General features: G+C 72.2%; 11 protein-coding genes. 2 read left to right on the top strand and 9 right to left on the bottom strand.

Annotation, left to right across the window (positions count from 1 at the left end):
* Positions 1-37: 37 nt before the first annotated feature.
* Both OG413_RS26760 and OG413_RS26755 read left to right on the top strand, forming a co-directional pair.
* Complete coding sequence (locus tag OG413_RS26760) at positions 38-2,371, top strand: FdhF/YdeP family oxidoreductase (protein ID WP_266809472.1); 2,334 nt, start codon at positions 38-40, stop codon at positions 2,369-2,371.
* Positions 2,372-2,613: 242 nt separating this feature from the next.
* Positions 2,614-3,168, top strand: coding sequence for a YceI family protein (locus OG413_RS26755; protein ID WP_266809470.1), 555 nt, complete (start codon positions 2,614-2,616; stop codon positions 3,166-3,168).
* A 104-nt stretch (positions 3,169-3,272) separates the two neighbouring features.
* On the opposite strand, the gene OG413_RS26750 is transcribed toward OG413_RS26755, so the two are convergent.
* From OG413_RS26750 to OG413_RS26710, 9 genes are all read right to left on the bottom strand, one after another.
* The gene (locus OG413_RS26750; protein ID WP_073718867.1) at positions 3,273-3,926 is read right to left on the bottom strand and encodes an ABC transporter permease; all 654 of its coding nucleotides are present in this window, start codon (positions 3,924-3,926) and stop codon (positions 3,273-3,275) included.
* A gap of 4 nt (positions 3,927-3,930) precedes the next feature.
* Positions 3,931-4,638 (bottom strand): ABC transporter permease, encoded by a 708-nt coding sequence (locus OG413_RS26745; protein WP_266809467.1) that lies wholly within the window; start codon positions 4,636-4,638, stop codon positions 3,931-3,933.
* Positions 4,635-5,633 carry an ABC transporter ATP-binding protein gene (locus OG413_RS26740; RefSeq protein ID WP_266809465.1) on the bottom strand — a complete coding sequence of 333 codons (999 nt, stop codon included), beginning with the start codon at positions 5,631-5,633 and terminating at the stop codon, positions 4,635-4,637. The genes OG413_RS26745 and OG413_RS26740 overlap by 4 nt, the downstream gene beginning before the upstream one ends.
* An 80-nt stretch (positions 5,634-5,713) precedes the next feature.
* Positions 5,714-6,709 (bottom strand): glycine betaine ABC transporter substrate-binding protein, encoded by a 996-nt coding sequence (locus OG413_RS26735; RefSeq protein WP_266809463.1) that lies wholly within the window; start codon positions 6,707-6,709, stop codon positions 5,714-5,716.
* Positions 6,706-8,730 carry a CocE/NonD family hydrolase gene (locus OG413_RS26730; protein WP_266809461.1) on the bottom strand — a complete coding sequence of 675 codons (2,025 nt, stop codon included), beginning with the start codon at positions 8,728-8,730 and terminating at the stop codon, positions 6,706-6,708. The genes OG413_RS26735 and OG413_RS26730 overlap by 4 nt, the downstream gene beginning before the upstream one ends.
* 233 nt (positions 8,731-8,963) lie before the next feature.
* Positions 8,964-10,385, bottom strand: a complete 1,422-nt coding sequence (locus tag OG413_RS26725; RefSeq protein WP_266809459.1) for an MDR family MFS transporter — start codon at positions 10,383-10,385, stop codon at positions 8,964-8,966.
* A complete protein-coding gene (locus tag OG413_RS26720) occupies positions 10,382-20,356 on the bottom strand; it encodes a non-ribosomal peptide synthetase (protein ID WP_266809457.1) in 9,975 nt (3,324 codons plus the stop codon). Before OG413_RS26720 ends, OG413_RS26725 begins: the two co-directional genes overlap by 4 nt.
* A gap of 1 nt (position 20,357) precedes the next feature.
* Entirely contained in the window at positions 20,358-21,143 is a 786-nt protein-coding gene (locus OG413_RS26715; RefSeq protein WP_266809455.1) for an ABC transporter ATP-binding protein, read from the bottom strand.
* The gene (locus OG413_RS26710) at positions 21,140-22,069 is read right to left on the bottom strand and encodes an iron chelate uptake ABC transporter family permease subunit (RefSeq protein ID WP_266810377.1); all 930 of its coding nucleotides are present in this window, start codon (positions 22,067-22,069) and stop codon (positions 21,140-21,142) included. Before OG413_RS26710 ends, OG413_RS26715 begins: the two co-directional genes overlap by 4 nt.
* Positions 22,070-22,073: the final 4 nt, after the last annotated feature.

Raw genomic sequence — 22,073 nt, 5'->3', positions numbered from 1 at the left:
CCTGCCCAAAAGTGTCGATTTATCGCCCCATGCCCGAATGGTGGAAGGGTTGAGTGCCTTGAGTACCGACCGTGACGAGCAGGAACCTCCGGAGCCCGCGGCCGGTCCCGCTCCCCAGGGCGATCCGCGGTTCCAGCCCTACCACCACCCCGCCGCCGGCTGGGGCGCGGCCAAGAGTGTGAGCCGCTTGCTGGTGAGCGAGGGCGCGCCGGTGGACGGACCGCGGGCCATCCTGCGGATGAACCATGAGAACGCCGGGTTCGACTGCCCCGGATGCGCGTGGCCGGACGACACCAAGGGCCTGCACCTGGACATCTGCGAGAACGGGATCAAGCACGTCACCTGGGAGATGACCCGCAAGCGGGTGGGCCGCGAGTTCTTCGCCGCCCACTCGGTGACCGAGCTGTCCGGGTGGAGCGACTACGACCTGGAGAACCAGGGCCGGCTGACCGAACCGATGGTCTACGACCCCGGGTCGGACCACTACGTCCCGATCGACTGGAAGGACGCGTTCGAGGTGGTCGGCCGCGCTCTGCGGGAGCTGGACCATCCGCATCAGGCAGCGTTCTACACCTCCGGCCGGCTCGGCAACGAGGCTTCGTTCCTCTACCAGTTGATGGCTCGTGAACTGGGCACGAACAACCTGCCGGACTGCTCCAACATGTGTCACGAGGCCAGTGGTCGCGCTCTCAAGGCGTCCCTGGGCACCGGCAAGGGCACCGTCGATCTCAAGGACTGGGAGGCCGCCGACGCACTGTTCATCCTCGGGGTCAACGCCGCCTCCAACGCACCCCGGATGCTCACCGCCCTCGCCGAGGCGTATCGCCGTGGCGCCCGGATCGTGCACATCAATCCGCTCGTCGAGGCAGCGGCCACACGCACCATCGTCCCCCACGACTTCCTGGACATGGCCCTCGGCAGGACGACGCGGACCAGCACCCTGAACCTTCAGCCCCGGATCGGCGGTGACATGGCGCTGCTGCGCGGCATGGCCAAGGCGATCCTGGAGCAGTCCGAGACCGACCCCAGGGCTCTGGACCGGGAGTTCATCGACCGCCACACCTCCGGCTTCGAGGAGTACCGCGCGCTGTGCGAGGCCACGCCCTGGGAGGAGATCGAGAACCAGTCCGGGCTGAGCCGCGCCGACATCCTCAAGGCGGCGCGCGTGTACGGGGAGGCCGACCGCAGCATCGTCAGCTGGTGTCTGGGCCTCACCCAGCACGAGCACGGCGTCGACACCGTCCGGGAGATCGTCAACCTGCTTCTGCTCCGCGGCAATCTGGGACGCGAAGGGGCGGGCCCCTCCCCCGTACGGGGGCACAGCAACGTCCAGGGCAACCGCACCTGCGGCATCGATCACCGCCCCACCGACGCGTTCCTGGAACGTCTCGCCGCGGCCTGCGGGATCGAGCCGCCCCGTGAGCACGGCCTGGACACGGTCGGCACGATCGAGGCGATGGGGCGCGGTGAGGTGAAGGTGTTCGTCGGCATGGGCGGCAACTTCGCCCGCGCCGCACCCGACACCCCGGTCACCTGCGCGGCGCTGCGCACCTGCGACCTCACCGTCCAGGTGAGCACCAAGCTGAACCGCAGCCATCTCGTCCACGGCCGCCGGGCGCTCATCCTGCCGTGCCTCGGCCGTACCGAGAAGGACCATCAGCGCGAGGGCGTCCAGAGCACGTCCGTCGAGGACTCGATGAGCATGGTCCACCTGTCGATCGGCATGAAACGGCCCGCCTCGTCGCATCTGCTGTCCGAGCCGGCCATCGTCGCGGGCATGGCCGGCGCCGCCCTGCCCGACAGCGCCACGCCCTGGCAGTGGTACATCGAGGACTACGACCGTATCCGCGACACCATGGCCCAGGCCCTCGACGGCTTCGAGGACTTCAACCGCCGCGTGCGCCTGCCCCTCGGCTTCCGCATCAAGCAGCCCGCCCGTGAACTGGTCTTCCTGACCCCGTCCGCACGCGCCGAGTTCTCCAGCGCCGTCCTGCCCGACATCGTCCCCGCCGCGGGGACCCTGGCACTGGGCACCATGCGGTCCCACGACCAGTGGAACACCACCATCTACTCCGACAACGACCGCTACCGCGGCATCAAGAACCTGCGCACGCTCGTCTTCATGAACCGGGCCGACATGCGCGAACGCGGTATCGCCGACCTCGGCCCCGTGGACATCACGAGCACCGCGAAGGACGGCAGCCGGCGGTCCCTCAACGGCTACCTCGCCATCCCCTACGACATCCCCCGCGGCTGCGCGGCCGGCTACATGCCCGAGATGAACGTGCTGTGCGCGCTCAGCGACTACAGCACCCAGAGCGACCAGCCGATCATGAAGCACGTCAAGGTCACCATCGACCCCGCCGCCTGAGCGGGAGCGCGTACGGGCGGAGACCCGCACCGCCCCCTCCGCGCTCGCAGCCGACCTCGCCACGGACTTCGCAGCCGGCCTTGCCGGCGACGTCGTCGCGGACCTCGCCATGGACCTCGTCGCGGGGCCGTTCCGGCCGATCGGGTGACGTGCGGGCGCGGTCGAACGCCTGTCGCGCCGGGCCTGGCTAGCGTGGGCGAGCGCCTTCCCTTCACGTCCCCGAGCCCCCGCGGAGCAGGTCCATGACCACCACCCCCCTCGCCTCACTGTCAGGGAACTACACCCTCGACCCGGCCCACACCCAGATCGGGTTCGTGGCCAGGCACGCCATGGTCACCAAAGTCCGAGGCGCGTTCAACGAGTTCGAGGGCAGCGGCCACTTCGACGGAGCGGACCCCGCCAAATCCTCCGTGTCCGTCACCATCAAGACCGCGAGCATCGACACCCGCAACGAGCAGCGCGACGGCCACCTGCGCACCAACGACTTCCTGGACGCGCCGAACTTCCCGGACATCACCTTCGCGTCCACGGGTGTCGAGCAGCTCGACGACAGCCACTACCGGCTGACCGGGGACCTCACCATCAAGGACGTCACCCGGCCGATCGGCATCGACTTCGAATACCAGGGCAGTGCCACGGACCCGTTCGGCAATCTGCGGGTCGGATTCGAAGGCTCGGTTCCGATCAGCCGCAAGGACTACGGCATCACCTGGAATGCCCCGCTGGAGGGCGGTGGCGTCCTGGTCGGCGACAAGGTCGTGCTGGAGTTCGAGGTGTCCGCGATCCGGCAGCCCTGACCGAAGCGGCCCGTCCTGCGGCTCATGGCAGAAGACCTCGGGACCCGGCAGGAGATCCTGCCGGGGTCCGGGGCCCGGCCTCGCCCGGTCTGGGCCTCCGCCGCTCAGGCACGTGAGTCCCGGAGGCCCTTGGGCACCAGCAGGCGCTGGACCAGACCGATCAGGCCGTCGGCCAGGAGGGCCAGCGCCGCGACCCAGAGTGCGGCGGCGATCACGCCCTCCAGCCCGTAGTTGGCCTGCCCGAGGACGATGTCGCCGAGTCCGCCGCCACCGGCCACGGTGGCCAGCGTCGCGGCGGAGATGACGTACACCACCGCGATGCGGATGCCCGCGAAGAGCAGCGGAAGCGCGAGCGGCAGCTCCACCTTGATGAGCACCTGTACCGGGGTGAGGCCCATCCCGCGCGCCGCACGGACCGTGTCCGGGTCGACCTGGTCCACGGCCAGGTACGCCTGGCTGAGGATCGGTGGGACGGCCGTGATCAGGAGCGCCACGGCGATGTTCGTGAAGTTGAGGCCGAAGATGCCCAGCCCGATCGCGATGACGGCGAGGTTGGGCAGGGCGCGCCCGATGTTGGAGATGCTGGTGGTGAGGAATTCACCGCGGTGCAGGTGCCCGAGCCATAGTCCGGCCGGGACGGCGACGACGAGCGAGACGGCGATGACCACCGCGCACATCCACACGTGCTGACCGGTCTTCTCCAGCATCAGCGGCAGCCGCTCGTGCATGAAGGTGAACGATCCGATGAAGGTGTCCATGTGGCTATGCCCTCCTGCTTCGGGCCCAGGGGGTGAGCAGCCGTCCGGCGAGTACCAGCAGGCCGTCGACGGTCAGCGCCAGGACGACGGCGAGCGCGCCCGCGCCGACGAACTGGGTGTTGAAGGGCGACTGCAGCGCCTTGAGGATCAGCGAGCCGAGACCGGCGTCGATGACGTACGCGGCGATGGCGACGGTACCGACGGTCATCACCGTGGTCACGCGCAGCCCGGAGACGAGCGCCGGGAGGGACAGGGGCAGTTCGACCTTGAAGAGGATCTGCCGCCTGGTCAGCCCCATGCCGCGAGCCGCCCGCACGGCGTCCTCCGGCACCTCGCGCAGCCCGGTGAGGAGCGTGGTGAAGAGCAGGTAGAGGCTGTACGCGATGAGCGCGATCTCGACCGTGAGCACGGAGAATCCGCTGACCGGTACGAGGAGTTGGAAGAGCGCCAGCGGCGGCACCGTGTAGAGGAAGGACGAGACCGCCGAGGCCGGTGCCGCGAACCAGCCCTGGAAGTGGGCGAGTACGGCCATCAGGAAGGAGATGACGAAGCCGATGGCCACGGCGATCAGGGTGAGCTCGATGTGCTGGACGAGCGCGGGCCAGAAGAGACTGGACCAGTGGTCGGCGAACCAGTCCGCGCAGAACGTGGCGTCGTTGGCCACGCACGAGCTGGGGTCCCCGTAGTCGGGGATGACGGGGCCGCCCATCATGCCGCGCCCGCCTTCCGTATCGCGTCCAGCGAGGCGGTGCCGAGGACCGTTCCGTCGTCACCGGTGACCCGGACGGCGTCGGTGCCCTCGGCCACCATGAGGGAGAGCGCGGACCGGAGCGTGGCGCCGACGGCGAGGCCGGGCAGCTCGGTTCCGGCCGCGGGCGTGGTGGTCGTGGGGGTCAGTTCCAGGTCCCCGAGGCGGATCAGGGAGAGGCGCCGCAGGCCCCGGTCGGCGCCGACGAAGCGGGCGACGAAGTCGTCGCACGGCTCCTTCAGCAGCATCTGCGGGGTGTCGTACTGGGCGAGCTTGCCGCCCTCGCGGAAGATCGCGACGCGGTCGCCCATCTTCACTGCCTCGTCGATGTCGTGGCTCACGAAGATCACGGTCTTGCGGATGCGTTCGTGCAGGGCCAGGAACTCGTCCTGCACATGCTCACGCGTGATGGGGTCGAGCGCGCCGAACGGCTCGTCCATCAGCATCACCGGTGGGTCCGCCGCCAGCGCTCGGGCGATGCCGACGCGCTGCCGCTGGCCGCCGGAGAGCTGGGCGGGATAGCGCGATCCGTACTCCGCGACCGGCAGCCCGACGAGGTCGAGCAGTTCGGCCACCCGCTCCTTCACCCGCTTCCGGTCCCAGCCGAGGACCTTCGGGACGGTGGCGATGTTGGCCGCGATCGTCAGGTGGGGGAAGAGCCCGCTCTGCTGGATGACGTAGCCGATGGAGCGGCGCAGCTGGATCGGGTCGAGGTCACGGATGGACCGGTCGCCGATGCGGATGTCGCCGCCGGTCGGCTCGGCCAGCCGGTTCACCATCATCAGTGCGGTGGTCTTGCCGCTGCCGGACGGACCGAGCAGCACACAGATCTCACCCGCGGGGACGGTCAGCGACAGGTCGTCGACGGCGGGCGAGGTGCTGCCGGGGTAGGTCTTGACCACATGGTCGAAGACGATCTCCTGCGCGCCGGCGGGAATTCTCTGGTTTTCCTGGCTCATGGGGCCTTCTCCTGGAGGGCGACGGGTGCGGACGGTCGCAGACACGAGGGGTGCGGGCGGGACATTCGGTCCCCCGCCGGTCAGATGAGGTCGTTGACCCGCAGGAACTCCGCCGCGACCTCGGACGGAGCGAGCCGTACGGTGTCGACGCCCCGGTTCATCTCGCGTACCGCTTCGTCGGTGAGCAGCGCGTCCACCTTGTTGAGCGTCTCGGCGAACCCCGGGCCCTGTTCCTCCTGTACGCCCTGGCGGATGACGGGGGCCACGTTCTGGTAGCCGTAGTAGCCCTTCACGTCCTCCAGAATCGTGTAGTCGCCACGGGCGAGCTGCGGATCCGTGGTGAAGACGTCGGCGGCATCGACCTGACCGTTGTCCAGCGCGGGGTACTGGAGGCCGATGTTCAGGGACTTCACCTCGGTGTTGGTGAGTCCGTGCGCCTTCACCATGTCGTGGTAGCCGAGTGCGCCTTCCATGTTGTCCGGGTACTCGGCGAAGACGACATGGCCCGCCTTGGCCAGGTCACTGATGGTCTTCAGCCCGTGCTTCTTCGCGAACGCGGGCTTGACCGCGACCGCGTTGCGGTTCTGGAACGGGGTCGGGTCGAGCATCGTCAGCCCGCGCGTCTCCTGATACGCCTTCGCCTCGCGGAAGGTCGCCGCGGCGGTGGGGGGCATCGCATCGCTCTTGGCCAGCACCTGGAGGATCACCCCGGTGTACTCGGGGTAGACGTCTATCCGGCCGGAGGTGAGCGCGCCGTCGATGATCGTGGTGCTGCCGATGTTCGACTTCAGCTCGACGTTGTAGCCGGCCTCGGACAGCGCCTGTTTGTACAGCTCGCCGATGATCCACTGCTCGGTGAACTGTTTGGCCCCGATGACCACGGTGGGCTTGCCGACCGTGGCGACGGCGCTGCCGCAGCCCGAGAGCGCGACAAGAGTGGCGAGAGCCAGCAGTCCGGCCGCCGTCCCCCTCACCGGACGGCGGAGCCGGGAGCGCCGGGCCGGGGCGGAATCCGTTCCGCGTACTCCGCCGACCAGGGTGGACAGGACCGCCGACGCGCGGCGGATGCCTTTCACACCTGGTCCCGGGGGACGGTGAAGGACCAGGTCCGGGCGAAGATCTCGCGCTCCGCCGCCCCGGTGCCCTCGAACGCGGACAGCTGATTGACCACACAGAAGTCGTTGGCGTCCGCGGTCATCCGGGACCGGGTGCGCACGCGCGTCGCCCAGTCGCCCCGGCTGATGAACTCCTCGCGCTCGCTCTCCACCGTCGCGGACAGCGGATCGCCCTCGACCAGCCGGAAGCGGTTGAGGTCCTTGCCGAAACGGGTGAGACCGTCGGCGTGGTCCGTCATGGTGCCGTCCGCCGGGGTGGTCACGATGACCTGTTCCCCGGTCTCGGCGTCGTGACTGACCTTCCGGTCGCCGGGGATGGGCGCCGTCTCGATGCTGTGCGGGGGAACCGCCCGCGGCGGACCGTACGGGCGCAGCGCCGCTTCCTCGGCGGGGCGGGGCGCGCGTACGGGCAGCGTCAGGGCGCCGTGGGCGGTGTCGAGTTCCAGCGCCACCACCTCGGGCGAGGGCCAGAGCCAGGGCCACAGCGAGGCGGACACGGAGACCCGGACGCGGTTTCCGGCGGCGAAGGCGTGCCCGATGGCGAACAGGGGCACCGACACCTCGTAGGCGCGGCCCGGCTCCAGGGGCTTCGGGTCGGTGTGTCCGTCGCGGTGGGTGAGGTTGAGGAATCCCGCGGTGACCAGCTTCGAGCTGCCGTCCGGGGCGACCTCGCACAGCCGCACCGCGAGCTGTGCCTGCGGCCGGTCGCTGGTGACCCGGAGGGTGACCTCGGGGGTGCCGAGGATCTCCAGCCGCTCGGTCAGGGCGGGTCCGGTGAAGGTGTGCGACCGGCCGTCGTCGGCGGCCTGGTCCGCGTACTGGCCGGGCACATCACCGAACTTGAGGAAGTCGCCGCCACTGGCGCCGATGGTCAGCGGCGAGCGGAGCACCGCGGTGCCCGCGGCTGCGCCGAGCGTGCTCAGCGGCAGCTCGCGCGCCTCGACGCCGGGTGTGGGCCAGGAGGGCTCGCCGACCCAGCGGCCGGGACGCCCGGTGAGGTCGGAGCCGACCGGGGCGGGGTCGGGGATCCAGGCGCGCAGCGCCGGCTCCTCCATGATGCCGTCGTCGACACCGCCCATCCAGCGGTCGAACCAGCGCACGCACTCGCCCTGGAAGTCCATCGCCGGGCCGGGTTCGGCCTGGTGGGGGTAGGTGTGCGCCCAGGGCCCGAGCATGGCCTTGGCAGGCACCCCCAGGTTCTCCATGAGCCGCAGGACGGCGCCCCGGTAGGGGTCGAGCCAGCCGCCGACCGCGTAGACGGGCACCTTGATCGCGGAGTAGTCCTCGCAGACCGACCCGTGCTGCCAGTAGGCGTCCCGGCGCTGGTGGCTCAGCCACTCCTCGGCGTACGGGACCGTGTGGTCCAGCCGGTCCAGCCATTCCTGACGCCAGGAGTCGCCGAGCACGGCGGGGTCCGAGGGGCGGGCGTTGTACGCGAGCATGGTCGCGGCCCAGGGCAGCATCTCGGAGGCGAGCAGGGAACCGCCCGCGTAGTGCACGTCGTCGGCGTACCGGTCGTCCGTGGAGCAGACGGTGACGACGCAGCGCAGCTGCGGCGGCTGGAGGGCCGCGATCTGGAGGCCGTTGAACCCGCCCCAGGACTTGCCGATGATGGCCACCTGGCCGTCGGACCAGTCCTGGGCCTCGATCCAGTCGAGGACTTCGAGGGCGTCGGCGAGTTCGGTGGCGTGGTACTCGTCGAGCATGATGCCGCTGGAGTCGCCACTGCCCCGGCAGTCGACGCGCACGGCCGCGTATCCGGCGGCGGCGAACTGGGCGTGCAGTGTCACATCACGGGGAGCGGTGCCGTCGTTCTTGCGGTACGGGATGTACTCCAGAACGGCTGGAACCGGCCCCTCGGCGTCGGCGGGCAGCCACACCCGGGCGGCGAGCCTGTTGCCGTCCTTGAGAGGAATCCATACGTGGCGCAGGACGCGTACGGGGTGCCGTGCGGTGGTTTGCGAGGTACTGGTGGTGCTCATGATCCCGGACGATAGACGAGCAGCTGGGACGAACTGGACGTATATCCCGGGATATTCCGGAATTGTTTAACGGTGAACAAGAGCACAGGAATGCGAGGGGACATCGGGGGTAGGCGGAAGGTACTCCTCTGCCGAGAGGACGCCCGAAGACCGGCTCCCATCTACGTTTTTCGGCCACCCTCTCGGGCCTCCCGCAGGTGGGGGTGATCGGCCGGTGGCGGCAAGTGGGCGCATCACGGCTTCCCGGCCCGGGTCCGGGGCAGCCTCGTGGCTCCGGCGGCGGCGATCAGGCAGAAGCCGAGCACCCACCAGAAAGTGTCACCGAACGCCGCGGCGACGTCCGGGCCGCGGGCCGACAGCCGGTTCTGCAGGACCACGGCGAGGGCGGCGGTGCCGACCGAACCGCCCACGGTGTTGAGCAGGTTGAGCGCTCCGGCCGCGCGCGGGAGATGCTCCGGCTCGATGCGGCTGTAGACGATGTTCATCACGGGCGCGCCGACCATGGCCATCCCGACGCCGCGGACCGCGAGCGCCGAGACGATCACGGCGTTCGGGAGTTCGTGGCCGAGCTGCGTGAACGGAACCGTACCCGCGAGGATCAGCACGATGCCGGTGACCACCAGGGTCCGCGGCGCGACCCTGTTGATGGTGCGGTTGACCAGCACGGACCCGGCCGCCGCGCCCAGCCCCTGGGGGGCGAGCAGCAGCCCGGCCTCCCACGCCGACAAGCCACGGCCGGTCTGGAAGTACAGCGGCAGCAGGAACATCGTGCCGAACACCGACGCGCCCAGGACCAGCAGCGCGACGGCGGCGGCGCCGAAGGGCGGCCGGGCGAACAGCCGGGGGTCGACCAGCGGTGTGCGGCGGGTCCGCAGCCCGTGCACGGTGAAGCCGGTCAGCATCGTCAGCCCCGCCACCACGCCGACCGCGGCCGGGAGGGTGCGGCCGTGGGCGACCTCGGTCAGCCCGAACACCAGCACGGCCAGGCCGGGCGAGAGCAGCAGCGCCCCCCGCCGATCGAAGGCCGTACGCCGCGTCGACGGCGGCACCACGGGCACGTGGCGGCGGGCGAGCAGTGCCGCGACCACCCCGATCGGCAGGTTGACCAGGAACAGCCACGGCCACGGCGCCACTTGGAGGATGGACCCGCCGACCAGCGGGCCGAACACCGGTGACAGCAGCGGGACGACGGCGACGACGCTGATCACCCGCCCGGTGCGGCCGGGGCCCGCGACACGGGCCAGCAGCGCCTGCCCCGTCGCGGGCAGCAGCCCGCCGCCGAGGCCCTGGATCACCCGGAACACGATCAGGCTGGTCACCGACCAGGCCGACGCGCACAGAATCGAGCCGAGCAGGAACACGCCCACGGCGACGAGCCACGTGCGTCGGCCGCCGAACCGGCCGGCCAGCCAGCCGGACGCGGGCACGGCGGCGACAACGGCCAGCAGGTAGGCGGTGGTGACCCATTGGATCTCGGCGACGGAGGCGCCGAACTCCTCGGTCAGGCTGTCGATGCCGACGCTGACGATCGTGGCGTCCAGCGTGGCCATGAAGGTACCGAGCACCAGGATGAACGCGACCCGCAGCAACTGCCTGTCCATGCGGTCGTCCGCCGGCGCGACGTTCCCGTCCGGCGGCGCGGTCCTCCCGCTCATCGGCCCTCCAGGAGATCGAGCACGTCGTTGTCGAGGTGCTTGTCCAGGCTGCGCAGCAGGTCGAGCAGGTCCCCGGCGAGCCCGTCGACGTCCGTTCCGGCCCGGTGGGCGAGCACGCCGGTCCAGCCGTCGCCGTCCGGCATGACGGTCAGGGTCACCGGGTGGTGCGTGGCCTCCCGGAAGCGGGTTCCGACGACCGTGAGCCCGGGGGCGGGTTCCCGGAGGCGGTCCGGGTCGACCGGGTAGTTCTCGAACACCACCAGGCTGTCGAACAGCCTGCGCCGCCCGGTCAGCCGTTCCAGGTCGGTGAGGGCGACGTGGTGGTGCTCGACCAGTGCCCGCTGCCGGGCCTGCAGGTCGGTGAGCGTGTCGGCGAGCGTGCCGCCGAGCCGGGCCCGTACAGGCACGGTGTTGGCCAGCAGCCCGATGATCTCCTCGACACCCTCCAGCTCCGGGGGACGGCAGGAGACCATGGCGCCGAAGCAGACGTCCGTGTGCCCGGACCGCCGCGCGAGCAGCACCGCCCACGCGCCCTGGACCAGCGTGTTCAGGGTCAGACCGCGCCGGGCGGCAAGGTGGGTGAGGGCGGCCACCAGTGCCGCGTCGAACGCGATGACCTCGGGTTCCCGCCAGGCGGGACCGGGTTCGCCGCCACCCAGACAGTCGCCCTCGGGCAGACCCTCCAACTCGGCTGCCCAGGAGCTGAGGTCGGGCTCGTGGTCGGCGCACCAGGCCAGGTAGTCGCCGAACGGTACGGGGTCGGGCAGACCGGAAGCCTCGCCGCGGACCCTCGCCGTGTAGAGCGCGAACAGCTCGGTGAGGATGCGCGGGGCCGACCAGCCGTCGGAGAGCACGTGATGACTGGTCAGGACCAGGTCGGCGCGCTCGGAGCCACGCCGGATCACGGTCAGGCGGAAGAGCGGGCCCCGGGCGAGGTCGAACGGCTCGGCCAGATCCGCCGCCAGCACCTCCTCGGCGGGCCCGTCGGTCACGCGGAAGTCCGGCCGGGGCGATGTGGGGATCACCGCCAGGGAGGCGGGGAACACAGCACCCAGGTTCGGGTGACGGGCCAGCAGGTCGACGCCCGCGTCGCGCAGGGCGTCGGTGTCGAGCGGGCCGGCGAGGGTGAACGCCGACTGCACGGTGTACGGATCGGGGCGCTCGGTGCGCGAGTGCCGCAGCATCACCTCCTGCAACGGGGTCAGCGGCTGCATGTCGGCGACCGGGCGGTCCTGGTCGAGTGCCCTGATCTCCGGGGCGGCGGCGACGTGCAGGAGCGCGGTCCGCAGACTCTCGGCCAGTTCCTCGGCCTCGGCGGCGGTGAACAGGGCGGACGGCCAGGTGATCCGGACCCCGAGCGCGTCGTCGCGTACCAGGGCGTTGATCATCAGGCTGTACGGCAGGGGCATCGCGTCGGAGCCGTTCGAACCGAGCGGGTCGGCGTCCGGGGGTGCCTGCCACGGCGTCTCCCTCGCCGGGGCGCCGGGGTACCGGCCGAGATAGTTCCAGGCGATCTCCGGTGCCACGGGGTCCAGCAGACCCGCCGCGGTGAGGATGCCGTAACCGAGGCCGTCGCCCTGCGCGCGCAGCCGTTCCCTGACCGCCTTCACATCGTCGCCCGCGTCGAGTCGCACGGGGTGGACGGCGGTGAACCAGCCGACGGTCTGGGACAGGTCGACCTGTCGGGGACGGCCGTGGCTCTCCAGCGCGACCAGCACCTGCGATGTCCCGCGCCAGGCCCGCACCGCCTGGGCGAGCGCCGTCAGCAGCACGGCGTCCGGCGTGGTGCGGTAGGCGGCCGGCAGGGTCGTGATCAGGGCGCGGGTCGAGTCGGCGTCGAGCCGGATCTCGTGGTGTGCCGCGGTCGCCACGGTGTCCCGGGCGGGGTCGAGCGGGCGGGTGAGCGCCGGCGTGGCGTTCATCCGCCGCCAGTGCGGCAGTTCGGCCCGCCGGTCGGCGTCGCGCAGCGACCGCGCCCAGCCGAGGAACGACTGACCGTGCCGGGCCAGTGATCCGCCGGAGTGGGCGTGTTCCAGGTCGTCCAGCAGGATGCGCCAGGACACGCCGTCGACGACCAGGTGGTGGGCGATCAGGACGAGCCGGCCCGGCCGGTCCGGTCCGGCGTCCACCCACACCGCGCGCAGCAGGGGGCCGGTGCGCGGGTCCATGGACCCCCGGGCGGCAGCGATCGCGGCGTCGGCCGGGCCCCGCAGGTCTTCTGCCGCCGGTACGCGGGTCAGCACGTCGGCGCCGGTCACCGCGCCGACCGGCGGGATGCGCAGCGTGTCGTCGGCCAGGTGGGCCCGCAGCACGTCGTGACGGGCCAGGAGCGCGTCGAGGACGGCCCGCCAGGCCGTCTCGTCGCCGCCCGGCGGGACACAGATCTCCACCCACTGGCAGAATCCGTCCGCGGCGGAGCCCGCGCGGCGCAGCAGGTCCCGCATGACCGGGGTCAGCGGTGCGTCCCCGTCCGCGGGTCCCGCACCGCCGTCGAGGGCGCGCGCCCTCGACGCGATCCCGGCGACCGTCTCTCCCTCGAACACGTCCCGCGCACTCAGGCCGAGGCCCTTGCGCCGGGCCCGCGAGACCACTTGCAGCGACACGATGCTGTCCCCGCCGATGGCGAAGAAGCTGTCGTCGGGGCCGATGTCATCGGTGCCCAGGACGTCCTGGAACACGCCGAGCAGCACCGCTTCCGCCCCGGTGGCGGGTTCGCGCCGCGGGGCCTCCACGGTCTCGGGAGCGGGCAGCGCGGCGGTGTCGAGCTTGCCGCTGGGGCTCAGCGGCAGCCGGTCGATCGGTACGAGCGCCGTCGGCACCATGTGGTCGGGCAGTTCCTCGGCCAGGTACGCGCGCAGCCGCGCGGTGTCGAGGTCGGCGTCGTCGGTCGGGATGACGTAGCCGACGAGCCTGCCCTCCCGCATGATCACGGCGCCGGCGCGCACATCGGGGTGGCTGGTCAGAGTGGACTCGATCTCGCCCAGCTCGACCCGGAAGCCGCGGACCTTGACCTGGTGGTCGGCGCGGCCGAGGAACACCAGCTGTCCGTCCGGCCGCCACCGCACCAGGTCGCCCGTGCGGTACATCCGCGTCCCCGGCGGGCCGAACGGGTCGGCCACGAACGTCGCGGCGGTCAGGCCGGGGCGGCCGAGGTATCCGCGAGCCAGGCTCGGCCCGCCGAGGTACAGCTCGCCCGTGACACCGACGCCGGCCGGCTGGAGTCCGCCGTCGAGGACATAGGCGCGGACGTTGGGGTCGGGGCGGCCGATCGGCAGCGGCCCGGCGTCGTCCGGGTCGTAGTGCCAGGTCGTGGAGTTGATGGTGACCTCGGTCGGACCGTAGGCGTTGAACAGCGCCCTGCGGCCCCGGCCCCAGCGTCGTGCCAGCCCGGGGTCGAGGCGCTCGGCGCCGACGACGAAGAACACGTCGGGGTCGACGGTGCGGTCGTCGGGCATCGCGGCCAGGAACGACGGAAGCAGGTTCACTCCGGTCACCCGGTGCTCGACGATGTAGTCGAGCAGTTCGTCGCCGGGGACTCGTACCTCCTCGGGCGCGATCACCGACGTACCGCCGGAGAGCAGGGGCACCATGGTCTGCCAGAACGCGACGTCGAAGCCGGTCGACGCGAAGTGCAGGTACCGGTCGTTCTCGGTGACGCCGACGACCTCCTCCTGGAGCGCGATCAGGTCGGGCACGCCCCGATGGGTCACGCCGACGCCCTTGGGCCGCCCGGTGGTTCCGGAGGTGTAGATGACGTAGGCGAGCGCGTCCTCGGTGAGCCGGGCGCGTGCCCCGGCCGGGTCGGTGTCCGCCGCGGACGCGAGTGTGGCCGGGTCGTCCAGCCGCAGTACCGGGATCCCGCGGTCGACGGGCAGTTCGGCGCCGGTCGTCACGGCGGCTGACGGGGCGATGTCGTCGAACATGTACGCCAGCCGCTCCCGCGGGTAGCTCGCGTCCATCGGCACGTACACCGCGCCCGCCTTGGCCACGCCGAACAGGGCCACGGTCATCTCGATGTCGCGTCCGAGCAGGACCGCGACCGGGTCCTGGGGCCGTACGCCGCGCCCGATCAGCGCGTGGGCGAGCCGGTTGGCCCGCCGGTCCAGCTCGGCATAGCTGAGGCTGCGGTCCCGGCAGACCAGGGCCTCGGCGTCGGGCCTGCGGCGCACCTGGGCGGCGAACTCCTCCAGCCAGTGGCCGCGCGCCTTGACGGGGACGGCCCCGGCGCCGGTACGCAGCATCCGCGCCCGCTCGTCGGGGTCGAGCGCGGGCAGCCGGATCGCGGGCCGTGCCGGGTCGTCGACGATCTCCCGCAGGAGGTTGTGCAGCCAGCGGCCGTAGTCGCGCACGGTCTCCGCGGCGAAGGCGCGCGGCTGGTAGCCGAGGCCGATCGTGATCTCCTCGTCCGGAATCACGATGACGGTCAGGGCGTAGTGCGTGGCGTCGGTGATGTCCACGCCGGCCAGGTCGAGGCCGGGGGCGAGCGGAGTGCGCTTCCGGCTGGACAGCGGGAAGTTCTCCATGACCAGCATCGTGTCGAAGAGTTCACCGATGCCCACCGCCCGCTGGATCTCGGGCAGGCCGATGTGGTGGTGCTCGCCCAGGGCGACGCTGTCGGCGTGCACGTGTGCCATGAGGTCCCGCGCGCTCTGGTCCTGGGTGTGCCGCACCCGCACCGGGATGGTGGTGCCGAGCTGGCCGATCATCGACTCCACGCCGTCGACCTCGGCGGGCCGCCCGGACACCGGGCAGCCGAACACGACGTCGCGGCGCCCGGTGAGCCTGCCCAGCAGCAGGCCCCACGCCGTCTGGAGCACCGTCGTCAGGGTGACGCCCTGCTCACGGGCGAACGCCCGCAGCCGGTCGCTGAACTCGCTTCCCAGCCCGACGATTTCGCGGCCGGGCCGCTCGACACCGGTCCCGGTGCTCGCGGGTGCCAGCCGTGTCGCGTCGTCGACTCCGGCCAGCGCGTCCCACCACGCGGCGAGCGACGCCTCGCGGTCCCGGCCCGCCAGCCACCGGAAGTACTCCGACAGCGGCGGGGAGGCGGGGGTGGCGGGGCCGCCGCTCAGCTCGGCGTAGATGGCGAGCAGGGTGCGGCCGACCAGCGGCATCGACCAGCCGTCGAGCAGGGCGTGGTGGTTCGTGATCACCAGCTTGTGCTCGGCGGGCCCGACGCGGGACAGCAGGAAGCGGATCAGCGGCGGCCTGGCCGGGTCGAACGGGCGCTCCAGATCGGCGCGGGCCGCTTCGGGGTACCGGTCGTCCTCCCGCCAGTCCAGGGCGACATCGGCGGGGATCACCTGCACCACGTCGTCCCCGGCCGTGCCCAGGTAGACACGCAGGGCGGGGTGGCGGCGCAGCAGTTCGCGTGCGGCCTCGGCCATCCGGTCCGGCTCCAGCTCACCTGCCAGGGTGGTCACGGCCTGGACGACATAGACGTCGGTGTCGGTGTCGTCGCGGACCAGGGTGTGGAAGGACAGCCCGACCTGGAGGGGTGTGGCGGGCAGTACGTCAGCGACGCGGCCGGTGCGTTCGAGGGCGTCGATGGCGGTCTGGTCGAGGTCGACCAGCGGCAGGTCGGACGGGGTGAGGCCGCCCGGGGTGTGGAGCGCGTGCTCGGCGAGTGCGTCCAGTGCGGCGGCCCATGCGCTCTGGAGGGCTGCGACGGCGTCGGTGCCGAGCACCCCGGTCGCGGCCGTCCACTCGACGGCGAGCCGTGGTGAACCCTCTTCATGGACGAAGCAGTTGAGGGCCAGCACCTGTTCCAGGGCCTTGGCGCCGGGCTCGTTCACCGAGAAGGCGTCGTGCTCGGGCAGGCGCCATCCGGTTCCGGACAACGGACCGAACCGGCCCAGGTAGTTGAGCAGCACGTCCGGCGGCGGGGTGGCCGCGAGTTCGGCATGGGTTTCGGGGTCGAGGTGGCGCAGGACGCCGTAGCCGACACCGCCGTCGGGGACGCCGCGCCTGGCCTCCTTGGCGGCGCGCAGCGCCTGCCCGATGTCGTCGGACGCGGGAACGCGCACCGGGTACTCGCTGGTGAACCAGCCGATGGTGCGGGACAGGTCGAGGTGTTCGCGGCCGTGGCCCTCCATGGACACGGTCACCGCGTCGCCCGGCAGGCCCCAGTTCCGCAGGGTGAGTACGAGGGCGGCCAGCAGCACCTCGTCGACACCGGCGCGGTACGCCGCGGGCAGGGTGGTCAGCAGCGCCTCGGTGGCTTCGGCCGAGGCCACGGTGACCGACCGGTGTGCGGTCGACACCGTGTCCCGCGCCTGGTCCAGCGGCCGGGCGCCCAGCCGGGCCGCGGAGCCGAGCGCGGTACGCCAGTGGTCGAGTTCGCCGCGGCGCGCGCCGGATTCCCCCTGATCGGCGAGGAGCGTGGCGTGCCGCCGCCATGACGTGCCGACCGGGTCGAGGGTGCCGCCCGCGCAGGCCGTGTACAGGTCGGGCAGCAGGATGCGCCAGGACACGCCGTCCATGGCGAGGTGGTGCACGACGACGACCAGCCGGTCCGACGTGTCGTCACCGGTGCGGAGCAGGGCGACCCGCAGCAGGTCGCCCGTCCCCGGGTCGAGTTCTCCCGCCAGCCGCCGGGCCAGGTCGCTCACGTCCTCGCCGCGGACCTCGCCGACGACGGCCCGCACGGCGCCGCGGGGCAGGATCTCCAGCCCCTCGCCCGCCCGCAGCCGCAGCGCGTCGTGGTGGTCGAGTACGGCCTGCACGCCGGTGACCAGGTCGTCGTGGGCGAGTTCGTCGACACGCAGGGCGGTCCACTGTGCGTATCCGGCGACGACGTCCACATCCGGATGCGGGTCGAGGAGGCCGCGCACGATCGGCGGCGCGGGCACGGACCCGACCGGGTCGTCCGCCGGCTCGGGAGCGTCCTCCAACAGCTCGGCGGAGGCGGCCAGCGCGGCGAAACTGCGGCGCGCCAGCAGGTCCCGCGGACGCAGCCCGAGCCCCACCGCCCGCAGTCTGCTGCTGACGGTGATCGCGGTGATGCTGTCCCCGCCGAGGGCGAAGAAGTCGTCGTCCACGCCGACCCGTTCGACGTCGAGCGCCTCGGCGAGGACCGCGCACAGCAGCCGCTCCCGCTCGGTGCCCGGCTCCCGGCCGCCGCCGGGCAGCGCGGGCGCGGGCAGGGCGGCCCGGTCGAGCTTGCCGTTGGGCGTCACCGGCAGCTCGGCCAGCACCACGACCGCCGCGGGCACCATGTGCTCGGGCAGCCGCTCGGCCAGACGGGTACGTACCTCGTCCCCGGTGACCGAGGTGGACACGACGTAACCGATCAGCCGGGACGACCGCACCCTGGCGGCCGACGCGCTGACTCCGGGCACCGCGGCGAGCGCTGCCTCGACCTCGCCGGTCTCCACCCGGTGGCCGCGGATCTTGACCTGTCCGTCGCCCCGGCCCCGGTACTCCAGGCCCCGGCCGGGCACCCATCGGGCCAGGTCGCCGGTGCGGTACATCCGCTCCCCCGGCGCGCCGAACGGGTCGGCGACAAAGCGCTCGGCGGTCGCTCCGGGCCTGCCGAGGTAGCCGCGGGCCAGGTGCGGTCCGGCCAGGTACAGCTCGCCCGCGGCGCCGTGCGGCACCGGCTGCAGCGCGCTGTCCAGCACGTAGATCCGGGTGCCCGCGAGCGGGTGGCCGATCGTGGGCTCGTCGCCGTCGATCAGTGCGGTGGTGCTGTCCACCGTCGCCTCGGTCGGCCCGTACATGTTGCGCGCGGTGATGCCCGACCCGGCGACCCGCCGCCACAGCGCGGGCGGGGTGGCTTCCCCGCCGAGGACCAGCAGCGTCGGCCGCCGGTCCAGCAGGCCGCCGTCGATCAGCGGCGTGGCCATCGACGGCGTGGTGTCCACGATGTCGATGCCGTCGCGGGCGTACGCGGCGAGGAGGGCGTCGGCGTCGCGGGCCGTCTCGGTGTCGTAGACGTGCAGTTCGTGCCCGCACAGCAGCCACACCAGGTGATCGAAGGCGGAGTCGAAGGCGAGCGAGTAGGTGTGAGCGGCGCGCAGCCGCCTGCCCGCGGCCCGTTCGGCCTCCGCGACGACCGTCGAGCGCTGGTGGTACAGCAGCGCGGCCAGACCGCCGGCCCGGCCGAGCACGCCCTTGGGGCGTCCCGTCGACCCGGAGGTGTGGATCACATAGGCGAGGTGCTCGGGGTGCCGGGGCCCGGCCAGTTCATCCGCCGTCAGGGGCGCGCCGGACAGTGCGGCGGCCTCGTCGAGCAGGGTGGTCCACGGCAGCCCGTCGACCGCACCGGTGGTGAGGACCAGCGCGGGCCGGGTGTCGTCGATCAGCTCGCGCAGCCGCTCGGGCGGGTACGCGGCGTCCAGGGGCAGGAACGCGGCGCCCGCGTCCAGCACCGCCAGCAGGGCGGCCACCGAGTCCGCCGAGCGCGGGAGCGCGAGCGCCACGACGTCGTCGGCCCCGATCCCGCGGGCCCGCAGCGCCCGGGCCAGCCGGTGCACCCGGCCCGCCAGGTCCGCCGCGGACAGCCGGTCCTCACCGCACACCAGTGCCGTACGCCCCGGACCGGCGGCGGCCATCGTGTCGAACGCGGTCGGCACGTCCACCGGCGTGCCGGGCAGCGCGGGCGGGCACCAGTCGGCCAGCAGCCGGTCCACGTCGTCGGTCAGGGCGATCCGCCCGACGGGCAGCCCGTCGGTCAGCCCGGACATCAGTGCCCGCAGTCCGGACAGCAGACTGTCGACCGCGGCCCGGTCGTTGGACCGGGCGTCGACCTCGAAGCCGAGCAGCAGCCCACCGTCACGGGTCGGCAGGACGCTCAGCCCCATGTCCTCGGGCGGACCGCCCGCGACGTTGCGCATCACACCGGCGGCCCCGGCGAAGTCGATCGCCAGGTCGAACGCCTTGAGGTTGATGCCGCGTCCGTGCAGCAGCGCGCCGGCGCCGGGCGCTCCGAGGTCCCTCGGCAGATCCTCGCCCCGGTAGCGCTGGTGGTCGCGCATCTCGCGCATGGCGGAGGCGACCCGTCGGCTCAGCTCCCCGAGCCCGTCCCCGCCGCGCACGGTCACCCGCAGCGGCAGCACATTGACCGCCATGGCGGGGGTACGCAGCTCGGTCGATCCCGCGCGGCACATCAGCGGCAGCGCGAACACCACGTCGGTGCGGCCCAGCATGCGGTGCAGGAAGGCGGCGTAGCAGGCGATCAGTGCCTCGCCCCAGGTGACGCCCTGCCCGTCGGCGAACGCGCGCAGCCGGGCGGTCTCCTCGGGCGTGACGACGGCGCGGGCGGTAAGGGTGCGGTCGGGCGGACCGGCGGCGGTGTCGGGATCACCGAGGTGGCCGAGGTCGGGCAGCGGGGTGAACCGCTCGACCCAGTACGCGCGGTCCTCGGCGAACCGGTCGCCGTCCCGGTAGGCCCGGTCGGCGGCGACGAGTCGGTCGAAGGCGCCGAAGGCCGACTTCGGCGGTTCGGTCCCGCGTACGAGGGCGGTGTAGCGGGCGGCGGTGCGGCGGGCGAGCATCGCGGCGGTGTAGCCGTCGAAGACCAGGTGGTGGCCGAGCTGGGTGTACCAGACCTCGCGGTCGGACAGCCTGATGACGGTACGTGCGTACAGCGCCCGGTCCACCATCCCCCGGCAGGCCTCGGCCGCCCGCCCCCGCTCGGCGTCGACGAGCGCGTGTGCGGCGGCCACGGGATCGGCCTCGCCGCTGACGTCGACCACCGAGGGCGGCTCGACCGGCTCCCGGCTCACCGCCTGGCGTGGCCCGTCCGGGGTGTCGTACACCCGCAGCCGCAGCGTGTCGGCCTCCTCGGTGGTCGCCCGGACCGCCTCCGCCAGCGCGGCCACGTCGACCGGATCGACGCCGGATATCTCCACCACGTCGCCGACCGTGTAGTACGGCGATTCGGGTTCGAGGCGCTGTGCGTTCCAAATGCCCAACTGGGCGCTGGTCAGGGCGAGGAGGCCGTCCGGGGACACGCTTGCGGTGCTCAACTTACTCTCCTGGAAGTGTGGGAACGATCATCGGTGTGCCGGTCACCGGGTCGGGGACGATGACGCTCGGCAGGTCGAACACGTCCTTGATCAGCGCGGCGTCCACGATGTCCCCGGGGTCGCCCTCGGCGAGCACCCGGCCGTCCTTCATGGCGATCAGGTGGTCGGCGAACCGGCACGCCTGGTTGATGTCGTGCAGGACCACGACCACCGTCCGGCCCTCGTCGCGCAGCCGGGCCAACAGGCCGAGCAGTTGGTACTGGTGGGTGATGTCCAGGAACGACGTCGGTTCGTCGAGCAGCAGGTAGGGCGTCTGCTGGGCGAGCACCATGGCCATCCACACCCGCTGCCGCTGTCCGCCGGACAGCTCCCGCACCGGCCGGTCGGTGAGGTCGCCGACACCGGCGGCGGCCATCGCCGCGGTGACGGCCTTCTCGTCGTCCGGCGACCACAGCGCCAGCATCGACTGGTGCGGGAATCGCCCGCGGCCCACCAGTTGCCGGACCTTGATGTCGTCGGGTGCCAGCGGATCCTGCGGCAGGAAGCCGAGCTGTTTGGCCAGCGCCTTGGTCGCGTAACCGCCGACCGCGCGGCCGTCGAGTTCCACCTGACCGGAGGCGGGGCGCAGCAGCCGGACCAGGGCACTCAACAGGGTTGACTTTCCGCAGGCGTTGGGGCCCACGATGGCGGTGAACGCGCCGTCGGGAATGTCGAGGCTCAGCCGTGTGGACACGACGCGGTCTCCGTAGCGCAGGGTGATCTCCCGCGCCGTCAGGCGTGCGGTCACGCGCGCCTCACCTCCTTGGTCAGCAGCCAGATCAAGTAGCAGCCGCCGATCGCGGTGCTCACCACGCCGACGGGCAGCGCGACGGGCGCCAGCAGCATCTGGGCGATCAGGTCGGCGCCCAGGAGCAGCACCGCCCCGGTGAGCGCGGCCGGGAGCAGCGGCACACCGGCCGCGCCCGCGAGCCTGCGGCCGATCTGCGGGGCGGCCAGGGCGATGAACGCGATCGGCCCGGCCACCGCGGTCACCGTGGCCGTGCAGCCGACGCCGACCAGCACCATCAGCAGTCGCAGCCGGTCGAGCCCGACCCCGGTGGTCACCGCGATCGCGTCGCCGAGCGATGCCTGGTGCATGGCGTGCGCCCGCGCGGTCATCAGGGTCAGCAGCACGGCGATCACCGTGAACGGAATCCTCAGGTCGGCCCAGCCCACGCCGTTGAGCGAGCCGGCGCTCCAGCCGACAGCGGCGATGGCCACCTCCAGCTCGGCGCGCAGCACGATCCACGAGTTGATCGCCGTCACCATCGCGTTGAACGCGATGCCGATGACCACCAACCGCATCCCGGAGAAGCCCCGTTCGAGCGACAGCAGATAGATCGCGGCCGCGACGACCAGCCCACCGAGCACCGAGCCGACGGCCAGTTGCGCTGACGTGCCCGACAGCACGGTGAGGGCGACCAGGGCGCCGGTGTAGGCGCCCGCGTCGAGACCGATGACGTCCGGGCTGCCCATCGGGTTGCGGGTGAGGTTCTGGAAGATCGCCCCCGCCACACCGAGCGCGGCGCCGAAGACCAGTCCGGCGAGCACCCGCGGCAGCCGCCAGTCCCGGATCACCACGGAGGGATCCGAGCCGCTCAGCGCGGCGAACACCTCGCCGGGGGTGGACCATGACGCCCCGTAGCAGAGCCCGAGCAGGCCCAGGCCCAGCATCAGG

The sequence above is a fragment of the Streptomyces sp. NBC_01433 genome (genome assembly GCF_026340105.1).
Classification (GTDB): domain Bacteria; phylum Actinomycetota; class Actinomycetes; order Streptomycetales; family Streptomycetaceae; genus Streptomyces.
This window is presented reverse-complemented; position numbering and strand designations above follow the sequence as displayed.

Excerpts from the sequence above, each read along its gene's own strand:
- OG413_RS26750 (WP_073718867.1), bottom strand. The coding sequence starts at position 3,926 with ATGGACACCTTCATCGGATCGTTCACCTTCATGCACGAGCGGCTGCCG.
- OG413_RS26755 (WP_266809470.1), top strand. The coding sequence starts at position 2,614 with ATGACCACCACCCCCCTCGCCTCACTGTCAGGGAACTACACCCTCGAC.
- OG413_RS26760 (WP_266809472.1), top strand. The coding sequence starts at position 38 with ATGGTGGAAGGGTTGAGTGCCTTGAGTACCGACCGTGACGAGCAGGAA.
- OG413_RS26740 (WP_266809465.1), bottom strand. The coding sequence starts at position 5,633 with ATGAGCCAGGAAAACCAGAGAATTCCCGCCGGCGCGCAGGAGATCGTC.
- OG413_RS26710 (WP_266810377.1), bottom strand. The coding sequence starts at position 22,069 with ATGCTGGGCCTGGGCCTGCTCGGGCTCTGCTACGGGGCGTCATGGTCC.
- OG413_RS26730 (WP_266809461.1), bottom strand. The coding sequence starts at position 8,730 with ATGAGCACCACCAGTACCTCGCAAACCACCGCACGGCACCCCGTACGC.
- OG413_RS26745 (WP_266809467.1), bottom strand. The coding sequence starts at position 4,638 with ATGATGGGCGGCCCCGTCATCCCCGACTACGGGGACCCCAGCTCGTGC.
- OG413_RS26725 (WP_266809459.1), bottom strand. The coding sequence starts at position 10,385 with ATGAGCGGGAGGACCGCGCCGCCGGACGGGAACGTCGCGCCGGCGGAC.